The 21,351-nt window shown below is 66.0% G+C and carries 22 protein-coding genes; 9 read left to right on the top strand and 13 right to left on the bottom strand.

Features of this window, described 5'->3' with window-relative positions; genetic code table 11:
• Positions 1-21 precede the first annotated feature (21 nt).
• Positions 22-549: a DUF4142 domain-containing protein gene (locus ACVILH_RS04585; RefSeq protein ID WP_456711831.1), complete on the bottom strand. Its 528-nt coding sequence runs from the start codon at positions 547-549 to the stop codon at positions 22-24.
• 176 nt (positions 550-725) lie between these two features.
• Between ACVILH_RS04585 and ACVILH_RS04580 the strand changes: the two genes are divergently transcribed.
• The 5 genes from ACVILH_RS04580 (at position 726) to ACVILH_RS04560 (ending at position 6,875) form a co-directional block, all read left to right on the top strand.
• On the top strand, positions 726-1,982 hold the full coding sequence (locus ACVILH_RS04580) for an NAD(P)/FAD-dependent oxidoreductase (RefSeq protein ID WP_456711830.1): 1,257 nt from the start codon (positions 726-728) through the stop codon (positions 1,980-1,982).
• 85 nt (positions 1,983-2,067) lie between these two features.
• Positions 2,068-2,955 carry a phosphatidylserine decarboxylase gene (locus ACVILH_RS04575; protein WP_456711829.1) on the top strand — a complete coding sequence of 296 codons (888 nt, stop codon included), beginning with the start codon at positions 2,068-2,070 and terminating at the stop codon, positions 2,953-2,955.
• A gap of 41 nt (positions 2,956-2,996) precedes the next feature.
• Positions 2,997-3,782 (top strand): class II glutamine amidotransferase, encoded by a 786-nt coding sequence (locus ACVILH_RS04570; RefSeq protein ID WP_456711828.1) that lies wholly within the window; start codon positions 2,997-2,999, stop codon positions 3,780-3,782.
• A 68-nt stretch (positions 3,783-3,850) separates the two neighbouring features.
• Positions 3,851-5,623, top strand: coding sequence for an N-acetylglutaminylglutamine amidotransferase (locus ACVILH_RS04565; protein ID WP_456711827.1), 1,773 nt, complete (start codon positions 3,851-3,853; stop codon positions 5,621-5,623).
• Positions 5,624-5,642: 19 nt separating this feature from the next.
• The gene (locus ACVILH_RS04560) at positions 5,643-6,875 is read left to right on the top strand and encodes a carboxylate-amine ligase (RefSeq protein ID WP_456711826.1); all 1,233 of its coding nucleotides are present in this window, start codon (positions 5,643-5,645) and stop codon (positions 6,873-6,875) included.
• 6 nt (positions 6,876-6,881) lie between these two features.
• Here ACVILH_RS04560 and ACVILH_RS04555 read toward each other — a convergent pair whose 3' ends face one another.
• The 3 genes from ACVILH_RS04555 to ACVILH_RS04545 form a co-directional block, all read right to left on the bottom strand.
• Positions 6,882-8,087, bottom strand: coding sequence for an amidohydrolase family protein (locus ACVILH_RS04555; RefSeq protein ID WP_456711825.1), 1,206 nt, complete (start codon positions 8,085-8,087; stop codon positions 6,882-6,884).
• A gap of 108 nt (positions 8,088-8,195) precedes the next feature.
• Positions 8,196-8,828 carry an alpha/beta hydrolase gene (locus ACVILH_RS04550; protein ID WP_456711824.1) on the bottom strand — a complete coding sequence of 211 codons (633 nt, stop codon included), beginning with the start codon at positions 8,826-8,828 and terminating at the stop codon, positions 8,196-8,198.
• Positions 8,825-9,763: a ring-cleaving dioxygenase gene (locus ACVILH_RS04545; protein ID WP_456711823.1), complete on the bottom strand. Its 939-nt coding sequence runs from the start codon at positions 9,761-9,763 to the stop codon at positions 8,825-8,827. Before ACVILH_RS04545 ends, ACVILH_RS04550 begins: the two co-directional genes overlap by 4 nt.
• A gap of 138 nt (positions 9,764-9,901) precedes the next feature.
• On the opposite strand from ACVILH_RS04545, the gene ACVILH_RS04540 reads away from it, so the two are divergent.
• From ACVILH_RS04540 to puuE, 3 genes are all read left to right on the top strand, one after another.
• Entirely contained in the window at positions 9,902-10,795 is an 894-nt protein-coding gene (locus ACVILH_RS04540; protein WP_456711822.1) for a LysR family transcriptional regulator, read from the top strand.
• A 91-nt stretch (positions 10,796-10,886) separates the two neighbouring features.
• A complete protein-coding gene (gene uraH / locus ACVILH_RS04535) occupies positions 10,887-11,240 on the top strand; it encodes a hydroxyisourate hydrolase (RefSeq protein ID WP_456711821.1) in 354 nt (117 codons plus the stop codon).
• Between the two features lie 5 nt (positions 11,241-11,245).
• Entirely contained in the window at positions 11,246-12,670 is a 1,425-nt protein-coding gene (gene puuE / locus ACVILH_RS04530; protein WP_456711820.1) for an allantoinase PuuE, read from the top strand.
• Between the two features lie 222 nt (positions 12,671-12,892).
• Here puuE and ACVILH_RS04525 read toward each other — a convergent pair whose 3' ends face one another.
• Positions 12,893-14,248 carry an amidase gene (locus ACVILH_RS04525; RefSeq protein WP_456716870.1) on the bottom strand — a complete coding sequence of 452 codons (1,356 nt, stop codon included), beginning with the start codon at positions 14,246-14,248 and terminating at the stop codon, positions 12,893-12,895.
• Positions 14,249-14,340: 92 nt separating this feature from the next.
• On the opposite strand from ACVILH_RS04525, the gene ACVILH_RS04520 reads away from it, so the two are divergent.
• Positions 14,341-14,682: a hydroxyisourate hydrolase gene (locus tag ACVILH_RS04520; protein ID WP_456711819.1), complete on the top strand. Its 342-nt coding sequence runs from the start codon at positions 14,341-14,343 to the stop codon at positions 14,680-14,682.
• 229 nt (positions 14,683-14,911) lie between these two features.
• On the opposite strand, the gene ACVILH_RS04515 is transcribed toward ACVILH_RS04520, so the two are convergent.
• The 8 genes from ACVILH_RS04515 to ACVILH_RS04480 all read right to left on the bottom strand — a co-directional run bounded on the left by ACVILH_RS04515 (position 14,912) and on the right by ACVILH_RS04480 (position 21,330).
• The gene (locus ACVILH_RS04515; protein ID WP_456711818.1) at positions 14,912-15,727 is read right to left on the bottom strand and encodes an ABC transporter permease; all 816 of its coding nucleotides are present in this window, start codon (positions 15,725-15,727) and stop codon (positions 14,912-14,914) included.
• On the bottom strand, positions 15,724-16,593 hold the full coding sequence (locus tag ACVILH_RS04510) for an ABC transporter permease (protein ID WP_456711817.1): 870 nt from the start codon (positions 16,591-16,593) through the stop codon (positions 15,724-15,726). Before ACVILH_RS04510 ends, ACVILH_RS04515 begins: the two co-directional genes overlap by 4 nt.
• 4 nt (positions 16,594-16,597) lie before the next feature.
• On the bottom strand, positions 16,598-17,644 hold the full coding sequence (locus ACVILH_RS04505) for a polyamine ABC transporter substrate-binding protein (protein WP_456711816.1): 1,047 nt from the start codon (positions 17,642-17,644) through the stop codon (positions 16,598-16,600).
• A 25-nt stretch (positions 17,645-17,669) separates the two neighbouring features.
• The gene (locus ACVILH_RS04500; protein ID WP_456711815.1) at positions 17,670-18,755 is read right to left on the bottom strand and encodes an ABC transporter ATP-binding protein; all 1,086 of its coding nucleotides are present in this window, start codon (positions 18,753-18,755) and stop codon (positions 17,670-17,672) included.
• 323 nt (positions 18,756-19,078) lie between these two features.
• Positions 19,079-19,828, bottom strand: coding sequence for an aspartate/glutamate racemase family protein (locus tag ACVILH_RS04495; protein WP_456711814.1), 750 nt, complete (start codon positions 19,826-19,828; stop codon positions 19,079-19,081).
• A gap of 67 nt (positions 19,829-19,895) precedes the next feature.
• Positions 19,896-20,354, bottom strand: coding sequence for a DUF3429 domain-containing protein (locus tag ACVILH_RS04490; RefSeq protein ID WP_456711813.1), 459 nt, complete (start codon positions 20,352-20,354; stop codon positions 19,896-19,898).
• A gap of 12 nt (positions 20,355-20,366) precedes the next feature.
• Entirely contained in the window at positions 20,367-20,546 is a 180-nt protein-coding gene (locus tag ACVILH_RS04485; protein WP_456711812.1) for a DUF2256 domain-containing protein, read from the bottom strand.
• A gap of 7 nt (positions 20,547-20,553) precedes the next feature.
• Positions 20,554-21,330 (bottom strand): SDR family NAD(P)-dependent oxidoreductase, encoded by a 777-nt coding sequence (locus ACVILH_RS04480; protein ID WP_456711811.1) that lies wholly within the window; start codon positions 21,328-21,330, stop codon positions 20,554-20,556.
• Between the last annotated feature and the right edge of the window lie 21 nt (positions 21,331-21,351).

The raw sequence follows: 21,351 nt of genomic DNA, 5'->3' as shown, positions 1-21,351 counted from the left end.
GGCGCCCATTCTCGACCGCAACTACGCCATTTCGCGCAGTCCGTCCAGGATGGCGAGGTGACGCTGGATGAGCGGCAGCGACATCTGCGCGACCTGCTGCTCCTGCGGATTGCCGCCAGTGCGCAGATAGGCGCTGTTGAGCGCAAGAAGCTCGCGATGGCCCCTGATCTGACCCTGCACATACATCCGGTCGAATGCGCCGCCCGCGGGCACGGCTTCGAGCTGACGAAGCAGAACGGCATGGTCGGTGCGCATCGGCGCCGATCCTGGCGCCGCGCCCAGGGCCGTGGCGACCTGCACCTGCTCGGCGATCTCGGCATTAGCGAAATTGATGACATCAGGGTTGCCGGTGCGTGTCAGGGCGAGCTGACTCGTCGTCATCGCGAACGCGCCCCCCGCGAGATCGGCGGTTCGGAAGTCGGCGACCATGCGCGGCCGCGCCTGTGTGGCGCCTGCGCTCAAGCCGAGGGCGCCCAGTGCGAGAAGAAATGATCTGCGTTGCAAGACGAATCTCCCTTTTGAGTTGTCAGCTAATGACCGGCGCAGCAAACCTTCGTTCCTACTTGTCTACGCTCTCGATGGAGATCCGCTGAGATGATCGGATTTTTGCGCAGGGGCTCTCCTCAGCGTCGTGCTTAGGAACGTCGCGCGAGTGCAGGTCTTAACGGTGCGCAGAGCCCCTTCGCTGCCGGATGCCTTTGCCCCGGCGGCCAGCAACTTCGATCATGGACACGAACGCAGCATCGAAACGCTCAGTCGTCGTGGTGGGGGCCGGCTTTGCCGGTCTTGAAGCGGTCCGCGCGCTGGCGCAAGCGGACGTATCGGTCACGCTGATCGATCGCAAGAACCATCACTGCTTCCAGCCTCTGCTGTACCAGGTCGCGACCGCTGCCTTGTCGCCAGCGGATGTAGCCTGGCCGATCCGCGCGATCCTGTCGGACCAGACCAATGCCACCGTCATCATGGCAGAGGTCGATCGCGTCGACCTCGACGCGTCAGCGGTGATCACCTCGGAAGGGCCGCCGATGCCCTTCGACTATCTCATCCTCGCGACCGGCGTCACCACGTCCTACTTCAACCATCCGGAATGGGCGCGCTTCGCGCCGGGTCTGAAGACCATCGAGGATGCCACCCGCATTCGCGGCCAGCTCCTGACCTGCTTCGAGCGCGCCGAGCGGACCGACGACGAAGCTCTCCGTCGCAAGCTGATGACGTTCGTCATCGTCGGCGGTGGCCCGACCGGCGTCGAGATGGCCGGCTCGATCGCGGACATCGCCCACAACGTGCTGGCCGGTGACTTTCGGCGCATCGATCCACAATCAGCCAAGGTCGTGCTGATCGAGGCCGGCGAGCGGCTGCTCTCGACCTTTGCAGGCGAACTGTCGGACTACACGCGAAACGCGCTGCAACGAATGAATGTGGAGGTGATCACCGGCGCAGCCGTCACCGATTGCACGGGCGATGGCGTTACGTTGTCGAACGGCCGCCATATCGCGTGCTGTTCGCTGTTATGGGCCGCCGGCGTGCGCGCGACACCAGCGGCGAGTTGGATCGGCGCACAGGCCGATCGCGCCGGGCGGATCATCGTCGATGATCATCTCCGGGTGCCCTCGCACGCCAACATCTTCGCCGTCGGCGATATCGCCGCAGCCCAAAGCGCCGGCAAGCCGGTGCCGGGGCTCGCGCCGGCGGCGAAGCAGATGGGCCGCTATGTCGGCGAGCTGATTGCGCGCGACGTGAGCGGTACGATCGGCAGTCCGTCGCCGTTCGTCTATCACCATCAGGGCGACCTCGCGACCATCGGGCGAAAGTCTGCCGTGGTGTCGCTCAAGCACCTCAAGCTGACGGGGCTGCTCGGTTGGACGTTCTGGGGCGTAGTACACATCTACTTCCTGATCGGTCTGCGCAACCGCATCACGGTGGCCCTCAACTGGCTGTGGGAGTACCTGACGTTCCAACGCGGCGCGCGCCTCATCTCGTGATGAGTGCCGGTTCCCGAGAGGTGATGGAACCTGGAATGGCGCGAGGCGTTTCCGGTTGCCTCGAAGCTCAGCAGGAGACGTGATCGTGAGCAAGCCGCTGCCGCTTCCTGTCTGTGACCGAGCGTCCGGTCGCGTGTTCCAGGAGTTCATGGACGATAGTCCGGCGACCTATGAGAGCGAGCCACGCCGGTCATGGATGCAATGGCTGCAGTCGCAGCCCGCGATCGATTGGCTGATCGCCGCCTATCAGGATACGCGATTCAGTGCGCGCAAGATCGAGCCGTTCATCCGCAAGCACGGCATCGACATGTCGCAGTTTGAGCCCGGGCCGTTTCGGACCTATGCCGCCTTCTTCGAGCGCAGGTTTCGGGACGGGATGCGCAGCTTTCCCGAGCGGGCCGAGCAAATGGGCGCGTATGCCGAAGCGCGCTACTTCGCTTGGGAGAAGCTGCGTCCTGACATGGAGTTTCCGATCAAGGGCGCTTCGTTGCGGCCGGAACATCTGCTGGGCAATGCCGAGCTCGCCGCGCGCTTCGCAGGAGGCCCGGTGATTGGCGCGCGGCTGGCGCCGGTCGACTATCATCACCTGCACTATATCGATGACGGCGAGACCATTCATCAGCAGCGGATCGGCGGGCGGCTCTGGACCGTCAACCGCAACGCGCTTCAGCATCAACCCGGGCTCTTGTTCCAGAACGAGCGCGTCGTGCAATTGCTCCGAACCGCGCATTTCGGGGTGGTCGGCTTCGTCGAGATCGGCGCGTTGACGGTCGGGCGGATCGTGCAGCAGCATCCGTTCGCGCGCCCCTTCAGCCGTGGGCAGGAGAAGTCGACCTTCCGTTTCGGCGGCTCCGCCGTCGTGCTGTTCGGAGAGCCCGGCCGCTGGATGCCCGCGCGCGATCTGCTCGACAACACCGCGCGCGGGATCGAGACCTTCGTTCGGCTGGGCGAGCCGATCGCGCATTGCGCGTAGCCGCTCGCGCCAAAGCCATCCCATCGCATTGGAGCGCCGCCATGTGCCGCTGGATCGCCTATCGCGGAGAGACGACCGCGTTTGAACACTATGTCACCGAGCCCGAGCATTCGCTGGTCACCCAAAGCATCCGCGCGCTCGAGTCGACCGCCGGCACCAATGGCGATGGCTTCGGCCTCGGCTGGTACGGCGACCATCCGGAGCCGGGGCTGTATCGCGAGACGCGGCCAGCCTGGTCGGATGAGAACTTGCGTTATCTCTGCCGTCACCTGCACTCGCATCTGTTCTTCGCCCATGTGCGTGCGGCGACGGGCACGGCGGTGACGCGACAGAATTGCCATCCCTTCGCCTGCGGGCGCTGGCTGTTCATGCACAACGGCTTCGTCGGCAGCTGGAACAGGCTGCGCCGCAAGGTCGAGGCGCTGATCCCGGATGCGCTCTATCCGTCGCGCTTGGGCACCACGGATTCCGAGGCGGTGTTTTCTCGCCATCGTCGGCGCGGGCATCGATCAGGACCCGATCGGCGCGACGCGCAAGGTGATGCGTGCGCTCTGCGAGCTCGTCAACGAGGACGGCTTGCGCGAGCATCTGCGCTTCACGTCGGCATTATCAAACGGTCACGATCTCTACGCGTTTCGCTTCGCCGAAAACGATCGCGCCAACTCGCTCTATTACCGCGAAGACGGCGATCAGGTCATCGCCGTCTCGGAGCCGTACGACAGGGAGCCGGACTGGATCGAGGTGCCGCCGGATCACGTGCTCGTTGCGCGCGCGTCGCGACCGGCCGAGATCGTTCCGCTGTTTGCTGCGGCGCCAGCGGCTTTTGACCAGGAACGTAAGCGATCACAGAGGGTTGTAGGAGGTACGTAGAACAGCAGGAGCGTTCGGAACCGCGATGTGCGGCATTTGTGGTGAAATCAGGTCCTCGGGCCAGCCTGCGCTTGCGGCGCTCGGCCGAGTCAACGATGCCATGCAGGCGCGTGGTCCCGATGCGGCAGGGCTCTATGTCCAAGGCGGCATCGCGCTCGGCCACCGTCGTCTCAGCATTCTAGATCTGTCTTCTGCCGCGCAGCAGCCGATGATCGATGCGGCGCTCGGGCTCGGCATTGCGTTCAACGGCTGCATCTACAATTTCCGTGAGCTTCGCTCCGAGTTGCAGGCGAAAGGCTATCGCTTCTTCTCTGACGGCGACACCGAGGTGATCCTCAAGGCCTACCATGCCTGGGGCACGTCCTGCGTGCAGCGCTTCAAGGGCATGTTCGCCTTCGCGCTGTGGGAGCGCGACAGCGGTCGCGTGGTGCTGGCGCGTGATCGGCTCGGCATCAAGCCGCTCTACTACACCGAAGGGCCGGGCTTCTTCCGCTTTGCCTCGTCTCTGCCGGCGCTGCTCGCGGGCGGCGACGTCGATACCTCGCTGGACCGGACGGCGCTGCACCATTTCTTCAGCTTTCATGCGGCTGTCCCGGCGCCACGCACGATACTCAATGGCGTGAAGAAGCTCGAGCCCGCGACCTTGCTCACCATCGAGCCGGACGGCACGCAGCGGCGCGAGCGCTACTGGCACTTCAATGTCGGCGAGCAACGTCCGACGGACCGAGCGATGAGTCACGAGGAATGGTCCGACGCGGTGCTGGACGCGATGACCGCGGCGGTCGATCGTCGCCGCGTCGCGGACGTGCCGGTGGGTGTTCTGCTGTCCGGCGGTCTCGATTCATCGCTGCTGGTCGCGCTGCTGTCCAAGCTGGGACATGAGGACATCCGCACCTTCTCGATCGGCTTCGATGCCGTCGGCGAGCACAGCGGCGACGAGTTCCGCTATTCGGACGTGATCGCACGCACGTTCGGCACCAATCACGAGCAGATCAGGATCGGCGGCAACCGCGCGTTGGAAGCCTTGCCGCATGCGATCGCCGCAATGTCCGAGCCGATGGTCAGCCACGACGCCGTCGCGTTCTACCTGTTGTCCTCCGAGGTCGCCAAGCGCGTCAAGGTGGTGCAGAGCGGGCAGGGCGCCGACGAGGTGTTCGGCGGTTACAGTTGGTATCCCGGCTTCCTGTCGGCGAACGATCCCGTGCAGCAATATCAGAGCGCCTATTTCGACTGGCAGCATGCCGATCTCAAGCGGCTGCTGACGCCGGATCTGATCGGCGAGGATGTGAGCCTCGACCTGGTGGAGCGGTTTTTCGCCGGTCATGATCGCGCATCGGCCGTCGACAAGGTGCTGCAGATCGATACCGAGATCATGATGGTCGATGATCCCGTGAAGCGGGTCGACAACATGACGATGGCGTTCGGGCTGGAAGCGCGGGTGCCGTTCATCGATCACGAGGTGGTCGAGCTCGCCGCGCGCATTCCGCCTGAGCTGAAAGTCAGGAATGGCGGCAAGTATATCCTCAAGGAGGCGGCGCGCCGCTGCGTGCCATCCGAGGTGATCGATCGCCCGAAGGGTTACTTTCCGGTGCCGTCTCTGCGGTACTTGCGCGGGCCGTTCCTCGACTACGTGCGCGACGTGCTCAACGCCGACAAGGCGCGCTCTCGCGGGCTGTATCTGCGCGATTTCGTCGACCACATGCTGCAACACCCTGAAGCCGAGATGAGTCCCAAGGGTCATTCGCGGCTGTGGCAGGCGGCTCTGCTGGAGGCCTGGCTGCAGACTCACGGCATTTGAATCTGACAGGATTGATTCGATGGCATTGGACCCGAAAATTCTCGAACGCCTTAGGCTCGGCCTGAGCGATGACGAACGTCGCCTGGTCATCCGCTCGGCGACGGGGGGCGAGGACATCACCGAATATTCCTTCGGCATCGAGGAGGAGTATTTCCTGGTCGATGCGCGGACCCTGGATGTCGCGATCCGCACCCCCGACGATCTGTTCGAGGCGGCCAATTGGTCGACCGGCGGGCAGGCGATGCGCGAGATGCTGCAATCCCAGCTCGAGGTCGCAACGAACGTGCATGTCGACGTCGGCGATGCCCGCGAGGAGCTCAAATTTCTCCGGCGCGAGGTCGCCGCTGTCGCGGCTCAATACGGCCTGACCATCCTGGCCTGCTCGACCCATCCGACGGCGACGTGGCGCAACTCGCAGCCCAGCCCGAAGCCGCGCTATGCCGAGATGATGGAGGATCTGCGCTTCGTCGGCCAGCGCAACATGCTGTGCGGCATGCATGTGCATGTTCAGCTGCCGGAGCCGGAACGCCGCTTCGCCGTGATGCGGGCGATGATCCCCTACATCCCGGTGTTCATTGCGCTGTCGGCGTCGTCGCCGTTCTGGAACTCGCGCGAGACCGGGCTGAAGGGCTATCGCCTCGCCGCCTATGACGAGCTGCCGCGCACGGGATTGCCCGAGCTGTTCACGTCCAAGCGTGATTATGATCGCTATGTCGCGGCACTCACGAAGTCCGGCGTGATGCCGGATGAGAGCCACGTCTGGTGGGCGATGCGGCCGTCGCTGCGGCATCCGACCCTGGAGTTGCGCGCGCCTGATGTCTGCACCGCGGTCGACGACGCGGTCGCCGTGGCGTCACTGTATCGCTGCCTGGCGCGCCATCTCGATCTCAACCCGCAGCTTGCCGATGCCGTCGGCAATGTCGAGCGTGCGATCGCGGTCGAGAACAAATGGCGGGCGCAGCGCTATGGCACGGATTGCCTGTTCGTCACTGAGGATGGCCCGGTGACGGGGCAGGAGATCCTGAACCAGATGATCGCCGACGTGACGCCGCATGCGGAGGCCTTGGGTTGTGGTGCCGAGGTCGAGCGCTGCCGGACCATCATGCAGTTCGGCAGCTCGGCGGACTATCAGTTGCAGGCGTACCGCGCGTCCGGCGGTCAGCTGTCGGCGGTGATGCAGTGGATCGAGGCCGCGACGGTGTCGCGTGCCGAGCCCCCGCGCTTGCAGGCGCTGGCCGAGAAGGCGCAGTGACGTTTCCTACGCCGCTGCTCTGATGACGCGGCCGTCCTGGGCGACGAGACGGCCGTCCTTGTAGACGGAGCGTCCCTTGGGAACGGCCACCACGGCTTCCGGGACGTGCTCGGCGTTCAGCGTCACGAAATCGGCGCGTGCGCCGACCTGCAATCCGTAGTCGGACAGCCGCAAGGCTTTTGCGCCGGCGCCGGTAACCAGGTCGAAAGCGCTGCGCAGGTCGTCATCGATATAGAAGCCGGAGCGGTAGCCGACCATCATTGCGCGGTTCAGAAGGTCGCCGTCGCCATAGGGCCACCAGCTATCTCGGATGTTGTCGTTGCCGCTGAACACCGTCACGCCGGCGGCGCGCAGCAGGGCGACCGGCGGGAAGGGCCGCGCGCCCGGGGCGTTGGTCATGATGGCGACACCTGACGTGGCGAGCACGTCGGCAATGGTCTTGAGCGCATCCATCGGAAGGTCGCCCAGCGCGTAAGCATGGCTGACCGCAACGTGGCCCTGCATGCCGAGCGCGCGCGTTCGCGCCGCGATCTGCTCCAGCTCGAACAGGCCGAGCATGCCAGGATCATGCAGGTGAATGTCGATGTCGACGCCGTGCTTCTGCGCGACGCCAAAGACGACGTCGAGGTGCTTCTCGGCGTCGCGATCGAAGCTCGCCGGATCGAGACCGCCGACGAGGTCGGCGCCGAGCTTGATCGCCTCGTCGAGCAGCTCGGGCGTGCCGGGGCTCTTGAGGATGCCGCTCTGCGGGAAGGCGACGAGCTGGATCTCGATCAAATCGCGGTACTCTTCACGCACGCGCAGAATGGTCTCGAGGGATTTGAGGCCCACGGAGCCATCGACCATGACATGGCTGCGCATTCGCGTGGTGCCGTGGCCGATGCAGAGGTCGAGCTGGTTGCGGGCGCGCATGTCCATCGGCGCGGCCGCGGCCATGTTCTCGGCCTGGAACGTGACGCGCTCATGCACGTCGAAGCCGTTGGTGCAGGGCTTATGCGGCTTCCAGGCATCGCCATAGAAGCTGGTGTCGAGGTGGATGTGGCCCTCGACGAAGCCGGGCACCACCAGCGCGCCGCCGAGATCGATCACCTCGCGCGCCTCGGGCCGCTCGGTCTCGGCGAGCAGGCCAGTGATACGGCCGTTGTCGACCGTGATGGTCTGGCGTACGCCGCGATCGAGCCGCGCATTGATGAAGAGCTGGTCGACGGCCATGCTCAGATTCCTCCCATCCAAATCTCAGCATCGGGCCGCGGGTGCGGTCCGATGCCATGGGGAGCATTCTCGATCAGGATCGGCGCGGGCCGCAAGCGCAGATGCCGGTCAAGCTGCCTTCGTCTGCTGCAGTCCGGCGAGCCAGTCGCGCGCCAGCGCGACGTCGGCCTGCGACAGCTGATGCCCTGTCGGCAGGGTCGTGTGGGTCACGTCAGCGCCGGCCTCGATCAGCTGATTGCACAGCTGCGCCGAATTGCTGGCAGGTACGATCGGATCGGACAGACCCGACAGGATCAGCACTGGCTTGCGTGCGAGCTTGACGACCGGCGGTTGCTTGAGCGGCACCATGGCGCGGAACAGCACCGCTCCGGCCAGCGCCTCCGGCTGCAATAGAAGCAGCGCGGCGGCGATGTTGGCGCCGTTGGAATAGCCGACCGCGAGCGGCGCGTCGATGCCATAGCGTTGCCGCGCCTCGCCGATGAAGGCTCCGAGCTCCAATGCGCGCCGTCGCACATCATCCTCGTCGAACACTCCTTCCGCCAGCCGGCGGAAGAAGCGCGGCATGCCATGTTCGAGCACCTGCCCGCGCGGCGACAACAGCGCCGCGCCGGGCGAGAGCGCGGCGCCGAGGGCTAAGAGATCGTTCTCGTCGCCGCCGGTGCCGTGCAGGAGCAGCAGCGGTGCTGCTCCCGGCTTGCTTCCGGGCTGGAAGCGGTGGGTGAAGGACAATGCCTCGGTCATGACGCGACCTCTTCGAGGTTGGGCAGCACGCCCTCGATCTGCTTGCGATGCGTTTCGAGGAACGCGGGCAGTTTCAGGTTTCGTCCGAGCTCGGCTACCGGCTCGTCGACCGCGAAGCCCGGAATGTCGGTCGCGATCTCGAACAGCACGCCGCCGGGCTCGCGGAAGTAGATCGAGCGGAAGTAGTTGCGGTCCTTCTGCTCGGTCGGATGCAGGCCGTGGCGATCGACCAGCTTTTGCGCCATCACGCCCTGCTCGGCATCGTCGGCCGCGCGGAAGGCGATGTGGTGCACGGAGCCGGCGCCTTGCGCGCCGCGCAGAAAGCCCTTGGCCTCGTAGATGTCGACCACGCTACCCTGCGCGTCGCCCGGCGCCTTGAAGCGGATCACCGAGCCTTCGCGACCGGCTTCCGCGAAGCCGAACACGTCGGTGAGCACGGCCGCGGTCTTCTCCGCGGAGTCGAGCAGCAGGGTGACCCCGTGGAAGCCGCGGATCGCATGCTCAACGGGAATGTCGCCATTGCTGTAGCCGGGCTCGTTCTCGGCGCCGGGGACGCCGACCAGCGCCAGGGCCATGCCGTCGGGATCCGTGAACGGCAGCACGGATTCGCCAAAACGCTTTTCCAGCGCCTCATAGGCGATGCCCTTTTCGGTCAGGCGCTGCGTCCAGTATCCGAGCGAGCGCTGCGGCACCCGGAACGCGGTCTGGTGGGTCTCGCCGACGCCGCGGCGGCCTGCCCGCACGCCGGCCCAGGGGAAGAACGTCAGGATGGTGCCGGGGCGGCCGGTCTCGTCGCCGTAATAGAAATGGTAGGTGCCGGGATCGTCGAAATTGACCGTCTTCTTGACGAAGCGCAGGCCGAGATCGCGGGTGTAGAAGCCGAAATTGCGGATCGGGTCGCCGGCGATCGCGGTGACGTGGTGCAGTCCGGGCATGTGGCTCTCCTGTGTGTCGGGGCCCGGCGGGGCCCGTTGAATGTCTGAACGCAATATCGGGCTGCTTTGATTTAGAGACAATCCGTGCTCTTGTGACGTCTCTGTCTACGATTTGGCGACAATGGCGATCCGGGGACCATGGACAAGCTCAGCAGCCTCCGGGCATTCGTGAAGGTGGTCGAAAGCGGCAGCTTCGCCGAGGCGGGCCGGCAGTTGCGGCTGTCGCGCTCGGCGATCTCGAAATATATCGGCGAGCTCGAGCAGAGCCTCGGCGTACAACTGATCGTCCGCACCACCCGCCACGCCAGCCCGACCGAGTCGGGCCAGCGCTATTTCGAGCGCGCGGTCGCGATCCTCGCGGACCTTGATGCCGCTGATCAAGCTGTCAGCCAGTCGCAGGCGGCGCCGCGCGGGCTGCTGCGCCTCAATGCGCCGATGTCGTTCGGCACGATGCGGCTCGGGCCTGTCGTGGCCGACTTCATGACGCGCTATCCGGAGCTGCAGTTGCAGATCGTGCTCAGCGACGATTTGCTCGACCCCGTCCAGGACGGCTTCGACGTCACCTTGCGCATCGCCGAGCTGGAATCGTCGAGCCTGGTGGCGCGGCGGATCATGCCGGTCGACCGCGTCATCTGCGCCGCGCCCGCCTATCTCGCCCGGCACGGCACGCCCGAGAGCCCGGAGGATCTGCGCCGGCATACCTCGCTGACCTATGGCTTCCTGCTGACCGGCAACCAATGGAAGCTCACCGGCCGCGATGGCGATCACTGGATCCAACCGGCCTGGAGCCTGTGCGTCAACAATGCCGAAGTGCTGCGCGACGTGGCCGCCAAGGGCCAGGGCATCGCGCTGATCCCCCACTTCATCGTGGCCGAGGCGCTCGCGAGCGGCGCGCTGACCACGATCCTGTCCGACTACAAGGCGCCGCCCTTGGCGCTCTATGCGATCTACCCGCCGACGCGGCATCTCTCGGTGAAGGTGCGGCTGTTCATCGATTTCCTGGTCGAGCGGTTCGGACGGAGCGAGGCGTGACCACGCATTGGGCTGGTGGTGACCGGCAAAACGCCTCGAAGCTTTAACCGGGCGCTGCTAGGCTTCGCGCAACAGCAGCAGGGGAGCACGGATGGGCCGTCTCAGCACGCATATTTTGGACACGGTGAGGGGCATGCCGGCCGCCGATGTCGCGATCGATCTCGACATTCTCGGGCCCGGCGGCGCCTGGCGGCGGATCAAGCAGGTCCGCACCAATGCGGACGGACGCACGGACGCGCCGGTGCTGGCGGGCGACGAGTTCACCGCAGGCACCTATCTGCTGACGTTCCATATGGGCGCGTATTTCAAGGCCCACGGCCTTGCCGAGGATCCGCTGTTCCTCGACCTGATCCCGCTCCGATTCACGGTCGCCGACGCCGCCGCGCACTATCATGTGCCGCTGCTCGCGACGCCCTGGAGCTACCAGACCTATCGCGGGAGCTGAGACGAATGAGTGCTGATTATCCGCGCGACATGGTCGGCTATGGCCGCACGCCACCGCATCCACGCTGGCCGGGCGATGCCCGCATCGCCGTGCAGTTCGTGATCAATTACGAGGAGGGTGGCGAGAACAACATCCTTCACGGCGACGCCGCCTCCGAGGCGTTCCTGTCCGAGATCGTTGGTGCGGCGCCCTGGCCGGGCCAGCGCCACATGAACATGGAGTCGATCTACGAGTTCGGCTCGCGCGCCGGCTTCTGGCGCCTGTGGCGCATGTTCGCCGCGCGCAAGCTGCCGGTCACGGTGTTCGCGATCGCCACCGCGATGGCGCGCAACCCGGAGGCCGTGGCGGCGATGAAGGAGGCCCATTGGGAGATCGCCTCGCACGGCCTGAAATGGATCGACTATCGCGATTTTTCGAAAGCCGATGAGCGCGCCCATATCGAGGAGGCGATCCGGCTTCACACCGAGCTGACGGGGACGCGGCCGCTCGGCTTCTATCAGGGGCGGACCTCGGAGCATACGCTCGACATCGTGCTCGACGAGCAGGGCTTCGTCTACAGCGCCGATTCCTATGCCGATGAGCTGCCGTACTGGATCCAGGGCCCGCACGGTCCGCAGCTGATCGTGCCGTATACGCTCGATGCCAACGATATGCGGTTTGCGACGCCGCAGGGTTTCAACGCCGGCGATCAGTTCTTCGCCTATCTCAAGGACAGTTTCGACACGCTCTATGCCGAAGGCGCCGAGAGTCCGAAAATGATGTCCGTCGGCCTGCATTGCCGTCTCGTCGGCCGCCCCGGGCGCGCCGCGGCGCTGGCGCGGTTTCTCGACTACATCATGAGCCACGACAAGGTGTGGGTCGCGACCCGGCTCGACATCGCCCGGCACTGGATCCGCACGCATCCGCCGACGGGCGTGTGGCGGCCGTCGCAGATGTCGCGCGTGCTGTTCGTCGAGCGCTATGGCGACATCTTCGAGCATTCGCCTGAAGTGGCCGACCGCGCCTATCACGCCGGACTGTCGGCGTTCGACGATTCCGCGGATGCGCTGCATACGACGCTCATGAACGTTGTCCGCGCCATGAGCCGCGACGAGAAGCTGAAGCTGATCCGTGCCCATCCCGAGCTCGCCGGCCGCGAGGCGCTGGCGGGCGAGATGACGAACGACTCCATCGGCGAACAGGGCCGGCTCGGCTTCACGTCGCTGTCGCGTACCGAGTTCGAGCGCGTCGCCGACATCAACCGCCGCTACCGCGACAAATTCGCCATGCCGCTGATCGTGGCGCTCGCCCTGCACGCCGACCGCGCCTCGGTGATCGCCGAGATGGAGCGGCGCATCGGCAACGACACGGACACCGAAATCGCCAACGCCATCGACCAGATCGGCCACATCACGCGGGCGAGGCTGGCGAAGAAGTTCGAGCAGGGGTGAGGGCGGACGACGTAACCACTTGTGAGTTGGACCCAGTCTCGTTCGTCACGGGCAGCGCGCTCCCTCTCCCCGTACTTCACGGGGAGAGGGTTGGGGTGAGGGGCAGCCACGAGCACCAGACTCGCGGAGAGCCCCCCTCACCCGGATTGCATCTGACGATGCAATCCGACCTCTCCCCGCAAGCGGGGCGAGGTGAGAGCACCGCGCGGTGCGAGGGATTGCCTAAATCCGACCAGCCAACGCGCGCTCTGCTTCCGCGGCCACATCGAGCAGCATGCGATCGTGCCCCCGTGCGGCGATCAATTGCAGGCCGAAGGGCAAGCCCTGTGAGTTGACGCCACACGGAATCGAGATCGCCGGCACCCCCGCATGGTTGGCGAACGGCGTGAACACCGCATGCGCGCGCGGGCTCGCAGGCTTGCCGCCGATTTGGGACGGGCCAAGCTGCGTGAGCGGCCAGGCGACGCACGGCACCGTTGGTCCCAACAGCACATCGACCTCCGTGAAGAACGCCGCGAACGCGCGCGCAATCTGCGTGCTCGCCTCTAGCGCGCGGCCGACCTCGGCGCCGCTCAGGCCAAGTCCGCGCTCGATCTGCTTGGCGATATCGGGATCGAATTGCAAGGGATCGTCGCGGAACGCCTTGCCGTAGAGCGCGGCCAATCCGCCATGCTGCAGCGGCATCACCGCGTCCTCGGCGAGGTCCGCCGGCCAGACCGGATCCTTGTCCTCGATCGGCAAGCCGCTGGCCCGGAGGCGGTCGACCGCCTGCCGCAAGCCGGCGCTCAGCGCGTCGTCGACGGCGACGTCGAGCCCAAGCCGCGGCGAGAATGCCAGCCGCAACGGTGCCCCGGCGGCAGCCGACGGCAAATAAAATGAGTCCGGGTCTCTGGCATCCGCGCCGGCCATGATATCGAAGGCCAGCCTGGCATCGGCGACATCGGTGGCGATCGGCGCGATCACCGAGATGCGCCAGAACGGCTCGGCGAAGCCGGGCCCATAGGGGATCGCCCCATAAGACGGCTTGAAGCCGACCACGCCGACATGCGCCGGCGGCCGCCGGCTCGATCCCCCGGCGTCGGTGCCGATCGCGAGCGGCACCAAGCCCGCCGCAACCGCTGCCGCCGGGCCGCCCGATGAGCCTCCGGGTGTGAGCTGCTGATTCAGCGGATGGCGCGTCGGTCCATACAGCAGCGATGTCGTCACGCCCTTGCAGGCGAACTCGGACGTCGCGCCGATCCCGACGATCACGGCGCCGGCCCGGCGCAGCCGCGCGATTGCAATTGCATCCTCGGGGGCGACGAAGTCGGCAAACACTCGCGAACCCTGCGTGATGCGCCAGCCGCCGACCCAGATGTTGTCCTTGATCACGACGGGGACGCCGGCAAGCGGCAATGTCTCGCCTGCAGCAATGCGCGCGTCGACGGCCTTGGCATCGGACCGTGATTGCTCGGGATCGACCGTGACCACGGCGTTGAGGTCACTCGCGGCGGCGATATGCGCGAGTGACTGCTCGGCGGCCTCTCTGGCCGACATCTGGCGCGCGATGACGGCGGCGGCGATCTGAGAGGCTTTCATGGACATGATGTCTCAGCCAGCCCAATCGACGCGACTGGCGCTGCCGCCGGATTCGCGTCTATCATGCCGCCGGGCACAGAACGAGGTGAGCGATGGCTGGCGGTATCTCGGTTCATGCAGTCGATGTCGCAAACGGGCGTCCGGCGCGCGGCCTTGGTGTCGCGATCTGGCGCGTCGCCCCCGATCGCACGCTGCTCGTTGAAGGAACACTCGGCGCCGACGGCACTCTTCAGGCGCCGGTCGTCAAGGGGGACGGCGTCACCGTCGGCGAGTACGAGGTGCTTTTCCATATCGGCGAGTTCTTCGGAGCAAACGCGCAGACCAAATTCCTGACTACAGTGCCGTTTCGCTTCGCCATCGACAAGGTCGAGGAGCATTTTCATCTGCCGCTGAAATTCACGCCCTGGGGATACTCGATCTTCCGCGGAGCTTGAGGGCAGGCGGCACAATGATGGGCCCTACGGAGCCAAACACTCGATCCACCTCTCCCCGACGGGGAGAGGTCGCGAACGAAGTGAGCGGGTGAGGGGGCTTGCTCCGAGGAGTGAGCGCAACCCCTCACCCGGATTGCATCTGGCGATGCAATCCGGCCTCTCCCTTCGGGAGAGGTGAACTTCGTTCCGCGCTTCCAGCCAGCCTCATGAGGGACTTTCGGGGCGCAACTCACCCCGTCAGCCGCTTCGACAGTCCCGTCGTCCTTTCCATGATCGCCATCAGCGCGATCGTCGCAATGATCAGCACGCTGGACAGCGCGGCGATGGTGACGTCGAGCTTGCCTTCGAGGTCCTGCCACATCCGGATCGGCAGCATGTCGGTGGCGGCGTCGCGCAGGAACAGCGACACCGGGACGTTGTCGAACGACGACATGAAGGCGATGAAGGCGCCGGAGATGATGCCCGGGCGGATCAGCGGCAGCACAATACGGCGGAACGTGTAGAGCCTGGACGCGCCGAGGATCGCCGAGCTTTCCAGCAGGGTCGGCTCGAGCTGCGCCAGCGCCGCTACCGTGTTGCGGACGACATAGGGCACGCAGACGATGGTGTGGCCGATGACGAGCGTCAGCAGCGACACCGGCAGGCCGATCAGCGAGAAGAACATCAGCGCCGCGAGCCCGAAGGCGAGCGCCGGCAGCACCAGCGGCGACATGAACAGCGAGTCCAGCAGCTTCGCCGTCAGCGCCTTGGAGCGCGAGATCGCCAGCGCCGCGGCAACGCCGAGCACGATCGACAGTCCCGTCGACCACAGCGCGACCACGACGCTGTTGCGCGCGGCGAATTGCAGCTGCCAGGCGTTCCACAACTCGACGTACCAGCGCGTCGAATAGCCGGGCGGCGGGAATTTCAGCGAGAAGCCCGAGGTGAAGGACACGATCACAACCACCAGCGACGGCGACACGATCAGGATCAGCGCGAGCACCGCGATGATTGTCATCACGATCTGGAAGCTGAGCGCCTCCCAGTTGCGCTGCCGTCCGCTCATCTGATGTCTCCATAGCCGCGGGCGCGCCGGCCGAGCGTTGAGAACAGCGCGACGATCGCGAGCACCGCGAACAGGAAGATGATCGAGATTGCGGCTGCGAATGGCCAGTTCTGCAAGGTCGATGCCTGCTGATACAGATACATCGGCATGAACAGCATCTGCCCGCCGCCGACCAGCGACTGGGTGATGAAGGCGGTGATCGCCGCGGCGTAAGTGAGGGTGCAGCCGGCGATGATGCCGGGCATCGACAGCGGCAGCATCACCTTGAAGAAGGTACGCCAGCTGCCGGCGCCGAGCGACGCGGAGGCGTCGGACAGGTTGGGATCGATGCGGCCGATCGCCGTGATCAAGGGCAGCACCATCAGCGGCATCTGCACCTGGGCCAGTGCCGCGACCAGTCCGCCCTGCGTATAGATCATGCGCAGCGGCGTGCCGATCAGCCCGAGCGATTGCAGCACGGAGTTGATGATGCCCTGCCGTCCGAGGATCACGATCCAGGCGAAGGTGCGGACCACGACGCTGGTGAGCAGCGGCAGCAGCACGATCATGATGATCAGCGTCTGCACTCGGCTGCCCGAGCGCTGGTGCAGCCAGGCGATGGGATAGCCGAGCACGAGACAGGCGAGCGTGACCTCGGCGCCAAGGAGAAGCGTCGAGCCGAGCACGGCGAGGCTGAAGGGGTCGGTCAGGAACTTGATGTACTGGCCGAGCCCCCACACCGTCGCCGCGGTGTCGTTGTGCAGCGAGAGATACAACAGCTGCGCCAGCGGCAGCACGAAGAAGATCGCGAACACCAACCCTAAGGGCAATGCGAGCCCCAGGCTGAAGCTGGTCACGTCTCCAGGCGCGGTCGTGGCGCTCTTCATCGCATCAGATCTTGATGTCGCGGTTGAACTTCTCGATCCAGGAGGCGCGCTGCTCGTTGATCTTCTTCCAGTCCTGGAACACGAACTTCTTCTTCAGCTCCGCGGTGTCCTTGGCCAGCACCTTGGCGATCTCGCCGGACATGGCGACCTTGGTGTTGGTCGGCACGATCAGATAGGGCGAGTTCATCAAGGTCGTCTGCACCTCCGGCGACAGCGCCGCCTCGATCAGCTTGAAGGCGAGCTCCTTGTTCGGCGAATTCTTGACGATGTGGATCGTGGTCTTGAACGCGATCGCGCCTTCCTTCGGCGCCACGAATTCGACCGGCACGCCGCGGGCCTTCAGGATCTGGATGGCGTTGAAATTGCCGGGCGAGATGTCGATCTGGCCCTGCTGGAATAGGGTCGCCAGGGCGCCGGGATTGGCGGCGACAGCGGCGAGGTTCGGCTTCAGCTCCTCCAGCGCCTTGAAGCCCTCGTCGACATTGGCCTCCGAGCCGCCGCGCATGCGCGCGATCTCGACCAGCCAGCCGGTGCCGAGCGTGGAGTTCAGGTTGGTGATGCCGACCTTGCCCTTGAACTCCGGCTTCCACAGATCGGTCCATGAGGTCGGCGGCGTCTTCACCGTCTCCGGATTGTAGGTCAGGCCGACGACCTGGAAGAACGGGGCAGGGCCCATCGCGTCCTGCGCTTCCGGAGTCAGGTCCTTAAAATAGGTGCTCTTGTCGGTGGGGTAAGGCTCGACGAGATCCTGGCCGATCGCGACCAGCGCCGGGCCCGGATCGTGCAGCATGACGTCGATCGGCGGATTGGCCTTGGCGGCATTGACCTTGGCGATCTGGTCGACCGACAGCATCGGATCGAGCACGATGGCCGCATCGGCGTTGGCCTTGCGGAACGCAGGCACCAGCACCGCCTTGTGCGCCTCCTCCCAGCTGCCGGTGAACGTCGCGAACACCAGTGGCCGCGCCTGCGCGAGGCTCAGGCCCGGGAAGGCGTGCATGGCGCCCAGCGTCAGGGCGCTGGTCAGGAGCTGGCGGCGATCAAGCATCATGTTTCACTCCGATATGTTTGGTTATCTATTGCGGGAACACGGTCGCGAGTCCGGCCGCGAGCGGTGCCACGCGCACCGGCGTGCCGGCCTCGCGCAGCGGCGTCCCGCCGGTGCGGGCCTGCGAGATCTTGATGCTGGAGCCGTCCTTGGCCTTGATCTCGTGCACCACGGTGGCGCCGAGCGGCAGCGCCATCCCGATCTCGCCGGCGAAGCCGGAGTCGTCGCTGACGAAGGTGAGATGCTCGGGACGCAGGCAGACGGTGACCTTGTCTGAGGCACGAACCGGGTTCGGCGCACGCGCGATGATCTCGCCGCCGGCTTCGAGCGCGACCTTGACCTCACTCGCGTCGGTCGCAAGCACCGTGCCCTTCAGTTTGTTGGCCGTGCCGACGAAGGTATTCACGAACAGCGTCTGCGGTTGGTCGTAGATCTCGCTGGGCGTGCCGAACTGCTCGAGATGGCCGTGGCTGAGCACCGCGACGCGATCGGCCATCGACAGCGCCTCCTCCTGGTCGTGGGTTACGATCAGCGTGGTCGTGCCGGCCATGCGCTGCAGCCGCTTGACCTCGATCTGCATGTCCAGGCGCAAATTCTTGTCGAGCGCGGCGAACGGCTCGTCGAGCAAGAGGATCGACGGCTTGATCGCGAGCGCGCGCGCCAGCGCCACGCGCTGCTGCTGGCCGCCGGACAATTGCCGCGGCAGCCGCTCGCCGAAGGGCCCAAGCTGCACCATCTCGAGCAGCCGCTGCGCCTCCTTGTTGCGCGTCGCCTTGTCGACGCCGCGCGCGGCGAGGCCGTAGCCGACATTCTCGGTAATCGAGAGATGCGGGAACAGCGCGTAGTTCTGGAACACGATGCCAACCGCGCGGCGGTTGGGCGGCAGCGCATCAACGACGTCATTGCCGATGATGACGCGTCCCTCGCTTTGGCCGATGAAGCCGGCGATGATGCGCAGCAGCGTGGTCTTGCCGCAGCCGGACGGCCCGAGCAGGGCGATGATCTCCCCGCCTTTCACATCGAGATTGATGTCGGAGACGGCCATCGTGCCGCTGGCGAAGCGGTGCGTGATCCGATCGAGTACGAGCGACTTGGCTTCCGATACGCTGGCCATTGGGCTTCCTGCTCAACTGTGTTGAAAAAGCAAGAAGCGTGCCGCCTTTTCAGGCAGTGACGGCCGTTTGTGTACAAGCGAGTGCGTGAGAGGTACGGCAGTATCGCGTTTCACTTTCAGTGAGGAAGCACGGAGGTGCGGCGAAGGCAGTGCGCTCCCTCTCCCCGTTCTTCACGGGGAGAGGGCTGGGGTGAGGGGCAGCCACACCCACCGACCGTGCGGAGAGCCCCCCTCACCCGGATTGCATCTGGCGATGCAATCCGGCCTCTCCCCGCACGCGGGGAGAGGCAAAGACCGAGCAAGCCCTCCACCACGCCATCCAACTACACGTCCCGATGCTCCAGCCGGGCCGCAAGCGCTTCCGCCAACCCCGTGGTCGGCTTCGCCGCCGGCCGCCGGAACGTGCCCGCGGTGGCCTTGCGCATCTTCAGCGCCAGCAGCGCCTCGGTCTGCTTGACCGCGGCGATCACCTGATCGACCACCGGCACGGGAATGCGATGCGCGACGCGCGCGGCGAGGCCCGACAGCGGCGCGCCGGCGAAGATCAGCACGTCGGCCTCGTTCTCCTCCACCGCACGCAACGCCAGCTCGACCAGCAACTCCTCCTTCTCGTGCTGCACGTCGGAGATCTGCCTGAAGCTGCCGTCGAGCATGCGGATGCCGGCGCAGCGCTCCATCAGCCCGTGCATGCGCACGCACTCCTCGTACCAAGGCCCAAGCGCCTGGGCGAAGGTGACGATGGCGAACCGCCGTCCCGACATACAGGCGGTCAGCATCGCCGCTTCCGCAAGTCCGATCACCGGCACATCGAACAGCTCGCGCGCCGCGAACAGGCCGGGATCGCCGAACGCGGCGATGATCGCGGCATCGAACGTGCCGTTGCGCTCCGCCAGCATCTCCAGCGCCACAGCACCGCCGATCTGCGCCTCGGCGCGGGTAGCGATATAGGGCACGCCGCGCGGCGCGGTGCAGGGGATCAGCATCGTGCCCGGTGCAGCAGCTTCGCGGCCGACCTGCAGCATCAGGTCAGTGATATCAGAGCGGATGTTGGGATTGAGCAGCAGGATGTTCATGGCGCCTCGCGAAGGAGGCCAAAGCTTGCCCGACGCGGCGCGGCTCTGTCTACAGCAGACGACGGCGTCATGCCGCCCCCGGCGTGCCAAAGAGCACGGCGATGAAGGTCGCGAACATCGATGCCATCGCACCGACGCTGAGCAGTCGCCGCAGCTTCAAGAACCAGGATCGCCGGTCGTCGCCTCCGAAACAGAGCTCGTCGACGATCAGCGCCACGAGCAGCGCCGCCGTCAGCAGGATCAGCGACGAGGTCGCCGGCAGAAGCAGGGCGACCCAACCGAGCAAGGCCGGCGTGACGCCCCAAGCCATGCGCCACCAGTCGGCCATCGCTGGCATCTGCACGGCCAAGCCCCAGTGCACGGCGCCCAGGAAGCTGAGGATCACGGCGCCATAGGCGATCTGGGCGTGCACGGCCATCAGCCGCGACGGCTCTTGACCGGCAATCACCACAGCCGCGAGGCCGACGAAGGGAATCAGTCCGCCGAGTCCGAGAATTCGCATGGGCGTGGGAATGCCGGCGAGCATGCATGGTCTCCCTCAGGTGCCGGGTCGCGCCGCTCTTGTCGATGCTGATCGTTGTCGCTCCGACCGGCAGCGGTCGGAGCAATACTTCACCTCGTCCCAGTCGCGTGCCCATTTGCGCCGCCATGCGAATGGGCGGCCGCACGCGGCGCAGATCTTGGTCGGCAAATCGGACTTGCGGCGCATCTTCGGCATGTTTGCTTCACCACGGCACCGGCGTGCCGCGCCAATCGTAGAAGCCGCCGGAGTCCTGCGGCCCGAGCCGATCGATCACGCCGAGCAGGTGACGCGCCGCCTCGACAGGAGCAACGCCGCTGGCCGAGGCGAACGGCGCCGACAGTTTCGTCGCCACCGTGCCCGGATGCAGCGCGACGCAGATCGCGTCGGGCGCGCGGCGGGCCAGCTCGATGGCCGCGCAATGCACGAGCTGGTTCAGCGCCGCCTTCGAGGCGCGGTAGCCGTACCAGCCACCGAGCCGGTTGTCGCCGATCGAGCCGACCCGCGCCGACAACGCCGCGAGCATCGCCTTGCCGGTGCGCGGCAAGCGCGGCAGCAGATGCTTCATCACGAGCGCCGGCCCGGTCGCGTTGATGGCGAAGGCGCGGGCAAGACGCGCGGCATCGAGCTCGCGCCAGCTCTTCTCGGGCTGCGCGTCGGCCTCGTGCAGCATGCCGGTGGCGATGATGACGAGGCGGATCTCGCCGGCGGCCGCAACGGTTTCGGACGCCTGCGCGACGCTGGCTTCATCGGTGAGATCGAACGCGGGATCGCTGCTCCGGCTGAAGCAGAGGATCGCATTGAAATGGCCGCTTTCGGCGAGCGCGGAGCTCAGCGCCGCACCGATGCCGCCGCTGGCGCCGAACACCGCGGCGACGCCGCCACGCGGGAAGGAATCCAGCCGGACGGTATGCCGGGGCAGGGGCGGCGCAACGCCCGACGCGGCGTCTCGCGTCTCGTTCGCGATCAGCTGGTTCGCCACGTCCATCCTCGCCGGAGCCAC

Source organism: Bradyrhizobium sp. USDA 4353, from assembly GCF_054063215.1.
Note: the sequence above shows the minus strand (reverse complement) of the source record. Positions and strands in the feature narration are given on the sequence as shown.